This window comes from Pseudomonas rossensis (genome assembly GCF_039888995.1).
GTDB lineage: Bacteria > Pseudomonadota > Gammaproteobacteria > Pseudomonadales > Pseudomonadaceae > Aquipseudomonas > Aquipseudomonas rossensis.
Window position 1 is genome coordinate 1 of sequence record NZ_JBBWCB010000181.1, and the last position, 9,207, is coordinate 9,207.

Below are 9,207 nucleotides of genomic sequence, written 5' to 3' on the forward strand. Positions count from 1 at the left end.
CAGGGATTGATCAATCGAAGTATGCTTTTTCATGGACTCGCCCTCGCTGTCGTTGGCTGATTAGACTGCCACCGTGGCGCATTGACGCCTCGGCTTGGGCGAGTCCATCCAATTACAAAAATCTCCTTGGATCCGGGATAAAAAACAGCAGCAACGGTGTTCACAATTTTTTCCCCAACGCCAACCACCGTCTAAGCTTCAGACAAGTCCTCTCAATCTGCGTGAATGGATCAGTCGACTATGGGCGTTTTGTGGCAAACCGATTCGAGAAAAAATGTGGTTCCGACTGAACGTGTGGATGAAGCGCCTTTACCTGAAAAACCCCCTCGCAGTCGTACCAAGCACGGTTGGGGGGCGTTCTGGTTGTTGTTGCTGATAATACTGATTGTCCTGGGGCTGGCTGCGGCCAAGGAAATGCGCACGTCGAAGTTTCAATCCCGGGAACTCAGCCAATTCGCCGCCACCCTGAGCTACGAGCTGAAACCCGGTCCCAGCGATGCCATTCGCTATCCCGGCGCCGGTCCTTTCGACCTGCGTCTGGGCTACAGCTTCCTGGATGAATTCCTGCCGCGTCTGATCAAGCGCGACTACGTTGTGGCGTCACAAACCCGGTTTTCCCAAAAACTGATGGACTACACCGATAAGGGCTTTTTCGTGCCCTACGCGGAGAAAATCCAGGCTGGATTGTCGATCACCGATTGCCGTGCTGCACCGCTTTACCAGTACAAATACCCACAACAACTGTATTCAAGCTTTTCGGCGATCCCCCCCGTGGTGGTCAACAGTTTGCTGTTCATCGAAAACCGCTTTCTGCTCGACCCCCGTCAGCCCCGGGCCAATCCTGCCGTGGATTGGCCTCGGTTCGGCATGGCTGCGTGGTCCCAGGTTGCCAAGTTGTTGCACCTGCCGGGCCAGTCGGCGGGCGGCAGTACCCTGGCAACGCAACTTGAGAAGTACCGGCATTCGCCCGATGGCCTGACCGTGTCAGGCGCAGAAAAAATCCGCCAGATGATTTCCGCCAGTGTGCGCGCCTATCAGACCGGACCGGAGACCCTCGAAGCCCGGCAGAACGTGATTCGCGATTACCTCAACAGCGTGCCCCTGTCGGCAGTACCGGGCCACGGTGAAGTGCATGGCATGGCCGAAGGTTTGCGCGTCTGGTACGGCGCCGATTTCAACAAGGCCAACGAGCGGCTGGCCAGCAAGGAGACAGATCCGAAAAGCATGTCGGAAAAAGGTCTGGCCCTGCGTGAGATGCTGTCTTTGATGATTGCCCAGCGCCGCCCTTCCCACTACCTGACCAAGGGCCACGATGAACTGGCCGACCTCACCGATAGCCACATTCGTCTGCTGGCACTCAATAGCGTGATCGATGCGCCACTCGCGGCAGCGGCATTGGCCAGCAAAGTGACCTATCGCGACTGGCAAACGCAGCCAACCATCCAGCCAATCGAAACCAACAAGGGCATCAGCGTGGCACGCAGTCGTCTGGGCGGGTTGCTCAACCGTCCGCTGTACGACCTCGATCGCCTTGATCTTTCCGCCACCAGCACCCTGCAAGGCGAGTTGCAAACCCAGGCTACCGAGTACCTGAAGCATCTGGCCGACCCTGTGTTTGCGGCGCAGATCGGCTTGATGGGCGAACGCCTGCTGACCCCCACCAGTACAACCCAGGTGCGCTACAGCTTCACGCTGTTCGAACTGACCCCGGACGGCTCGCGGGTGCGGGTGCAGACCGACAGCACCGACCAGCCGTTCGATATCAATGAAGGCAGCAAGCTGGAACTGGGCTCCACCGCCAAGATGCGTGTAATGACCACCTATTTGCAGATCATCGCCGAGTTGCACGATAAATACGCAACGATGACCGTCCCGGAACTGAAGAAGGTCGACGTCCCTGATCAGGACCGCCTGAGTCGCTGGGCCGTCGATTACCTGATCCAGAACAAAGACCGCAACTTGCCAGGCATGCTCGGCGCTGCACTGGATCGCAAATACTCGGCCAGCCCCGGCGAAGCTTTTTTCACCGGTGGCGGGCTGCACACATTCGTTAACTTTCGCAAAGAAGACAACGGCCGCCTCCCTACCCTGCGCGATGCCCTGCGCGAGTCGATCAACCTTCCGTTCATTCGGCTGATGCGTGACCTGGTGCGCTACACCACGTATTCAGGCACCAACAGCAGCGCCGAATTGCTCAAGGACGACCGCGACCCTCGCCGCCAGGAATACCTGGCCTCGTTCGCCGACCGCGAAGGCACGTCGTTCCTGCTGAAGTTCTGGAAGAAGTACAAGAACAAGGACACCCAGGCGCGGCTCGAGACCTTCCTCGACAGCATGCGCCCGACCCCGATCCGCATGGCCGCGGTGCATCGTTATCTGTTGCCACAGGCCAGTCAGGAAAGTTTCAACATGTTCGTGCGCTCGCACCTCAAAGGCGCCAAGCTCACCGAGAAACTGACCGACGAACGCCTCCAACGGCTCTACGAAAGCTACGGCCCTGGCGCCTACGACTTGCCGGACCAAGGCTTCATCGCCAAGGTCCACCCGCTCGATTTGTGGTTGATGGGTTACCTGCTGAACAACCCGGATGCCAAGTTCAGCCAGATTGTCAAAGCCAGCCAGTTCGAACGCCAGGAAGTCTACAGCTGGCTGTTCAAAAGCCGTCACAAGGGCGCCCGCGACAGCCGCATTCGCACCATGCTGGAGATCGAGGCGTTCCTCGACATTCACCAGCGCTGGCAGAAAGTCGGCTATCCGTTCGATCACCTTGTGCCGTCGCTGGCCACCGCCATCGGCAGTTCCGGCGATCGTCCGGCAGCCTTGGCGGAGCTGATCGGTACCATCCTCAACGACGGCGTGCGCATGCCGACACTGCGCATCGACAGCCTGCACTTCGCGGCGAATACGCCGTACGAAACCAAACTGATCAATGACCCGGATGCCGGTAAACGGGTGATGCCTTCCGAGGTCGCCACGGCCATGCGCGAAGCCTTGTCGCAAGTGGTCGATGCCGGTACGGCCAAACGTGTTTCTGGCAGTTTCATCACGCCGGATGGCAAACCGTTGGCCATGGGCGGCAAAACCGGTACGGGCGATAACCGCATCGAAGCCTTCGGTTCGGGTGGGCGAATTCTGAGTTCGAAATCCATTAACCGCACCGCGACCTTCGTGTTCTACATCGGCGATCGTCACTTCGGCACGATGACTGCGTTCGTGCCCGGGCAATCGGCCGAAGCGTTCAAATTCACCTCGGCCTTGCCAGTGCAAGTGCTCAAGGGGATGGCGCCGATTCTGACGCCGTATCTGCAACCGGGTAGCAGTGTCGCGTGTCAGCCGGTTCCGACATCGCGACTGTGAGCTTTTGCGCAGCAGGTGGTATTTAATTATTTTTCAGATTTGAATACTGACCTGTTTACCGGCTGAAAGCGCCGGTTAGGCACAGATCTTTAGACTGTTGTTTTTAGCCCCGACAGATAGGCTGATCATTCTTAAAACGATCAAGGATGATTGCCATGTCTGACGCTCCCACGCTCGGCCAAAACATGAACAAGGGCCGGCACTACGAGTTCATCAAAAACACCATCAGCGACAACTTCAAAGGTGCCACTGTCGGCAGAGGCCGGGCACTGGCGGCTACTGGATTGAAGATTGAGCCGTGGTACACCACATCGCCCGCCACCCATCATGACAAGCTGAAAGCGGCCAACCTCAAGGCATGGCGTTCGCAGAATACGGTCGACAAACTGTTCGAAAAACTGGACCTCCATTCGTTCGCCGCGCCCCTGCTCCAGGCAGAGCTCAAAAAGCGTTACGGAGTCGAGCATGACGTCAAGACGACCTACGTGCGCCTGTACCTTCCCAAGGATTTGCCCTGGTATGTGATCGACCTGCGGGATGGTGTCACAGCCCGAACCGTGTCCATGCTGGATGCGGCGCTACACAACTTTGCAAAGAGTGAACAGGTTGATACCGGCTCGGACTTCATCACCGAACCCGACCATCGCGGGCACTTCGATGTCCTGCCAATCAAGCGAAAAATGACCATCAGCCAGTTCCAGGCGCTGTGCCGGGAACTGGACATTGGCGCCCGATATAACGCATACCTCGAAAGCTGCCTGCTCCCCGGCGACCCCATGGCCAAAGCCATCCTTCAACAGATGGTGACTGAAAGCCAGAAAGACGCACTCGCCGTCGCCGCGCAACTGGCGCTGATGACCGAGGATATCCAATACGACGCCTACAAACTGATAGTGGCGCTGGCAAAGGACGAACCTCTACCGCTCCTCAATGGGAAACAAATGCTGTGTTGCGATTTCTCCATGATGGGGACGCGTATGACCGGCATTGTTCTTTTGCTTCCTGTCATGCGAGACAGCCGAGGTATTCGACGGCTCATTGCCTATGTTCCCCATGACCCGGATCACCCGCTCAAGGAATACGAATCAACAGACGCCTTCATGACGGAACTGGCGCGCCAGTTGCGCGAAAACAAGGTCGGGGCCTCAGCAAGGCAGAGTTACCGACAATTCTTCAGCCAGTTTGTCGATCAACAGCAGCGCGGGCATTTTTTTGCCAATCTGGATCGAGGCCTCACCACCATCAAATGGCATGACAAAGAAGATCGGACGGATCAACGTCCGGCGTGGCGCGAAGAACCTGTGCCTCACCTTCGCTTGCAGTTCCAGTCTCTGCCAGTTCCTCGGAGTTACTGGACATATGCCTACCAGCAGAAACTCAACAAGGTCCTCAACGACGCGCGTGAAATCGCCGTGTCCACCGCCGACACAGATACCAAGGCGCGCTGGGCCTGGTGGGACAACTTCAAGAAAGTCGTATCGGACCTTTTCAACGTCGCCCTGTTGATCGCCACGCCATTCGTGCCGGGTCTGGGCGAACTGATGATGGCCTACACCGCTTATCAACTGACGAGTGATGTCATTGAAGGAGTTGTCGATCTGGCCGAAGGTCTGGCAGTTGAAGCAGCCGAGCATATGATCAGCGTGGTGACGGACGTCATTCAACTGGCGGCGTTCGGGGCGGGTGCAGCGATTGGAAGCACGCTTCGATTCAAATTGTCGGCGCTGGTCGAGGGCATGAACCCGGTCACGTTGCCCAACGGCAAACAGTCGCTGTGGCATTCCGATCTCAAGCCTTATGAACAAGCCAGTCTGAACCTGCCCACTGATTCGAAACCCGACGTCCTCGGCCTGCATCGACACCTCAATCAGGACATCCTGCCGCTTGAAGGCAAGCTCTACGCCGTTGAAACCACTTCGCACGACCCGAGCGCCACGCACCGCCTCAAACACCCCTCCCGACCGAATGCCTACTCGCCGAAGCTCGAACACAACGGCAGCGGCGCCTGGATGTTCGAGGGCGAGAATCCGGGCGATTGGGAAGGTGAAACGCTGATGCGTCGCCTCGGCCATAGCGTCGAGCGCTTTACGCCAATCGAGCGCGAACAGATTCGCATCAGCAGCGGTACCGACGAAGGGGAACTGCGGTGGATGCATATCGAGCATGCACCACCGCCGCCGCTGCTGGTCGACGCGATCAAGCGCTTCGGCGCCTTTGACGAGGTGCAGATCGCCAGTGCAAACATCCGTGCCGGACGACCGCTCGACCCATCGTCCGTGTGGTTCGTACCACAGCTGACAAAGCTCCAGGGCTGGCCCGCCGAACGGGCGCTGAAGGTTTATGAACGGTCTGACTTGACTGGTCAGTCACGCACCTATGGCAACGCCAAAGCAACTGACACCAATACCCTGAGCATCGGCCTGCCGGAGCTTCTGTCCGGCCGGCTGTCCGAACGCGTTTCTGTCTTTTTGAATGACACCGAAATCAACGCCCTGCTGGGTCGCGAAGTACCACGCGCCAAACGCGTCCAAGCAGTGCGTGACCGATTGGCGGAGGCCGTCGATCAGCGTCAGGGCGAAATTTCCAAACGCCTGTACCAGGCGGGTGAACGGTCGAACAGGGCGCAAACCCGCGTGCTGAAACAGACGTTCCCGGACATGCCGCTCCCGCTTGCGGAAAAAGTCCTGGCTCAAGCAAAGCCAGCCGAACGGCGGCGAATAGCCGATGAAAGTCGCCTGCCCCTAAGGGTCAAAACCCTGGCGCGCGAAGTGAATTTCGAAGCGTCCACCGCCCGCGCCTACGACGGTTTTTATCGCGACGAAATGATGGTGCCGAACACTGAGATGCTAGCGTTGAGAACCCTGACACTTCATAACGAGAGCCTGAGCGATTTTCGCATTGAGGTGCGAGATGGCGTATTTGACGGCCCGCTACGCTGTAGTGTCGGCCCCGATGATGCCTCGACGGTACGGCTACTGATCCGCGATGAGCAGGGCCAATACGAGGTGCTCGACGGGGACAACCGGCAGCTGCACAAAGCCGGTGACTTCTACGAAGCGATACTGAATGCCCTGCCCGACGACAAGCGCACGGCATTGGGTTACGCGCGCGGTCACGGTCGCCTGCTTAAACTGTGGATCATGGAAATCTCCGCGCCGTCGGGCGAACGCCGAACATTGCTGGCGGAGCCGCCCATTCGCGCCGTTGCCACGACTGAAACCGCCAATCTGGTGCGTGGTCCGTTCTGGTTCTTTGGCGAAAAAACCCCGGAGCAGAGGATCAAGGACCTGCATCCGCAATTGAGCGATCAGCAAGTCACCAGGTTTCTTCAGGCATTGCGTGCCAAGGGCGATCCCAACCAGGCCATCGACCGCATCAGGGATGACCTCAAGCAATTGCGCAACACTTTACAGGCGTGGCGGGACAACCAACCGACTCAATTCGACAGTGTCGGGGATCCCATCGCCGGGATTAACAGGGACTTCCTGCAAAACGGCGGAAGGCATATCGAGGAACGGCTGCTTGAGTGCTTCGAACGCAAGAGCGAAGCGTTCGGCGAGCGCAGCATCCTTGCGCACGGGGGCTATACGCTGGACCTTTCCTCCGAAATCAGGGGTCCGGATCTCGAGAGTTGGTGGAAGCAAGTGCGCAAGCTGGCCGACATCAGCAAATACCTTGACCAGATCACCGTGCTGAACCTGGACAAAGCGCGTTTTTCGGTCGACAGCAACGGTCTATTGAACGACTTCCCGAACCTTCATCAGCTGAGTGCCCGCAACACAGGATTGACCACGGTGCCATCCGATATCGGCAAGCTGGGTCAGCTGACAACCCTGGATTTGGCTGACAACCGAATCAGTCTGAGTGCCAATTCGCTCGAGCAGTTGAGCAACCTCACCAACCTGGAAACTCTGAGGCTGGACGGCAATCCGCTGCGCCAGCCCCCGAATGTCGGTGGCATGCGCGACTTGAAAGTATTAGGTCTGGCAAATACCGGTATCGAAGACTGGCCGCAAGGTCTTTTCAGCGACGCGGCCGGCGAGAGAAACCGCCCGCGTGGTTTTGCTCTCGACATGCGCCAATGCCCGATCAAGACCGTACCGGAGGTCGCACCAGGGTCGGATCAAGCGTTCATCCTGGCACGTGCGCGATTCGGCACCATGCGGCTTTCCGATGCCGACCGGATCCGTTTTGGCGACTACCGCGAATCCGTGGGCTTTGCCCGTCAGCAGGCCTATTCAGGAGCTGTAGAGGATGAACTGAGCCATTGGAAGCCGTCCTCGACCGCACCATCGGTTTTCGATTTGTCCGAGGGTTACAAAGTACACAGGGAAGAGTCCTGGCACGATGTGATGGCCGAACCCGGCTCCACCGATTTTTTCAGGGTCATCAGTAAGCAGAGAGAAAGCCAGGACTACCAGGACGTCGGAGCTCGCAAGCAGTTGACCAAGCGCGTCTGGCAAATGATCGATGCCATGGCGCTGGACTCCGATTTGCGCGAAGAACTGTTTAAACAGGCCAGTGATCCCGAGAGCTGCGCGGATGCCGGATCGCAGCTGTTCAACAACATGGGGCTCAAAGTACTGGTGTCGCAAGCGTACACAGAATCGGCGTCCCCCACGGTGCTCGACGACAAACTGGTCAGGCTGGCCCGTAGCGCCGCTCGCCTGGAAAAGGTCGGTGATATCGCCAGAGCCGAAATCAGCAGCCAGAAGCAAAAGTTTCTGATCAATCCGGCAAACAACACCCCTCCGGATAATGTGGAAGTGCACCTGGCGTTTGAAACGGGACTGGCAAAACGCCTGGAGTTGCCGTGGCAGTCCGAGGGCATGCTGTTTGAACCGAGATCCGGGGTAGATCGGGCAAAAATCGACACAGCCTATGACACGATCATCGAACGGGAGAAAGGCGACGGGCTGGTCAATGGGATGGTCGATTCATTCGAGAACCCGTTCTGGGAGCAACATTTGCGTAAAACCTACCCTGAACAGTTCGAGTCGAACGATCAACTTTTCAAGGAAAAACAAGGGCAGCTCGAAGAGCTGCGCGAGGTTCAAAACCAGTGGGCAAATAATCAGGACAGGGCTCAGACAACACCGCTTCAGAAAAAACTGGAAGCGTTGGCCCGAGCGCTGAACGTTCCAGAGAAAGACGTGTTCAGTGGCGAAAAAATGAGCACGTCGTTTTACAACAGGCTGGTGCAAGACATGGGCTATGCACGGAACGAGTTGGCCAGAAACCTGACCCGGGCAGCGATGGCACGAGCCGGGCTTTGAAAATGTAACGCGCCTGGGGATCTTTTGATTGACCCTACGCCAGCGCCGAGTCTTATCACTCGGCGCTGCTTCTCGATCGACACATTGCTCAGCCCACTTCCGAATCCCGGATATCGAGGCGCCTGTTTCAGCTCACTCCCCCGGCGCCCTGGCGCTGAACAACAACAGTACGTTGCCGCTGTAATCCCCCGGGCGGTATCCCCCGGACGGCATCACCGGATCGATCTCCAGCAACACCCGCTTGCCCGCCGCCGCCTCGGCCGCCGACACCACTTGGCGCGGAACACTTTCAGGGCTCAATTCCACGCCGTTGAAACTGACCCGCAACGCAATGTCGTCGCCCGGTTTGCCGTTCGACAGGTACGGCGCTGCGTCCAGGCGCGCTTCAATGGCGCTGGTGTCATGCCGCACATCGAAGTGCTTGCGCACGCTGCTCAGGGTCGATGTCGAGGGGTTCCAGTTCAACCGCTGCGGCCGGTGAATCCAGTCCGGTTCGGCCGGGATCAGGTAGAACGAGCGCGTCGGGATGCTCACGGATACCTCGAAGGTGTGCTCTTCCCGGGCAGCCCATGTC

General features: G+C 58.1%; 3 protein-coding genes. 2 read left to right on the forward strand and 1 reads right to left on the reverse strand.

Annotated elements, in window-relative coordinates:
- Nucleotides 1-240: 240 nt before the first annotated feature.
- Together WLY71_RS27745 and WLY71_RS27750 are read left to right on the forward strand one after the other, a co-directional pair.
- Complete coding sequence (locus WLY71_RS27745; protein ID WP_347806101.1) at nucleotides 241-3,357, forward strand: transglycosylase domain-containing protein; 3,117 nt, start codon at nucleotides 241-243, stop codon at nucleotides 3,355-3,357.
- A 146-nt stretch (nucleotides 3,358-3,503) separates the two neighbouring features.
- Nucleotides 3,504-8,633 carry an NEL-type E3 ubiquitin ligase domain-containing protein gene (locus WLY71_RS27750; protein ID WP_347806102.1) on the forward strand — a complete coding sequence of 1,710 codons (5,130 nt, stop codon included), beginning with the start codon at nucleotides 3,504-3,506 and terminating at the stop codon, nucleotides 8,631-8,633.
- Nucleotides 8,634-8,765: 132 nt separating this feature from the next.
- Here the strand turns inward: WLY71_RS27750 and WLY71_RS27755 are convergent.
- A partial coding sequence (locus tag WLY71_RS27755; RefSeq protein ID WP_347806103.1) for a CS1 type fimbrial major subunit occupies nucleotides 8,766-9,207 on the reverse strand: 442 nt, incomplete at its 5' end.

Coding starts and splice junctions, on each gene's coding strand:
- WLY71_RS27745 (WP_347806101.1), top strand. CDS start 241: ATGGGCGTTTTGTGGCAAACCGATTCGAGAAAAAATGTGGTTCCGACT.
- WLY71_RS27750 (WP_347806102.1), top strand. CDS start 3,504: ATGATTGCCATGTCTGACGCTCCCACGCTCGGCCAAAACATGAACAAG.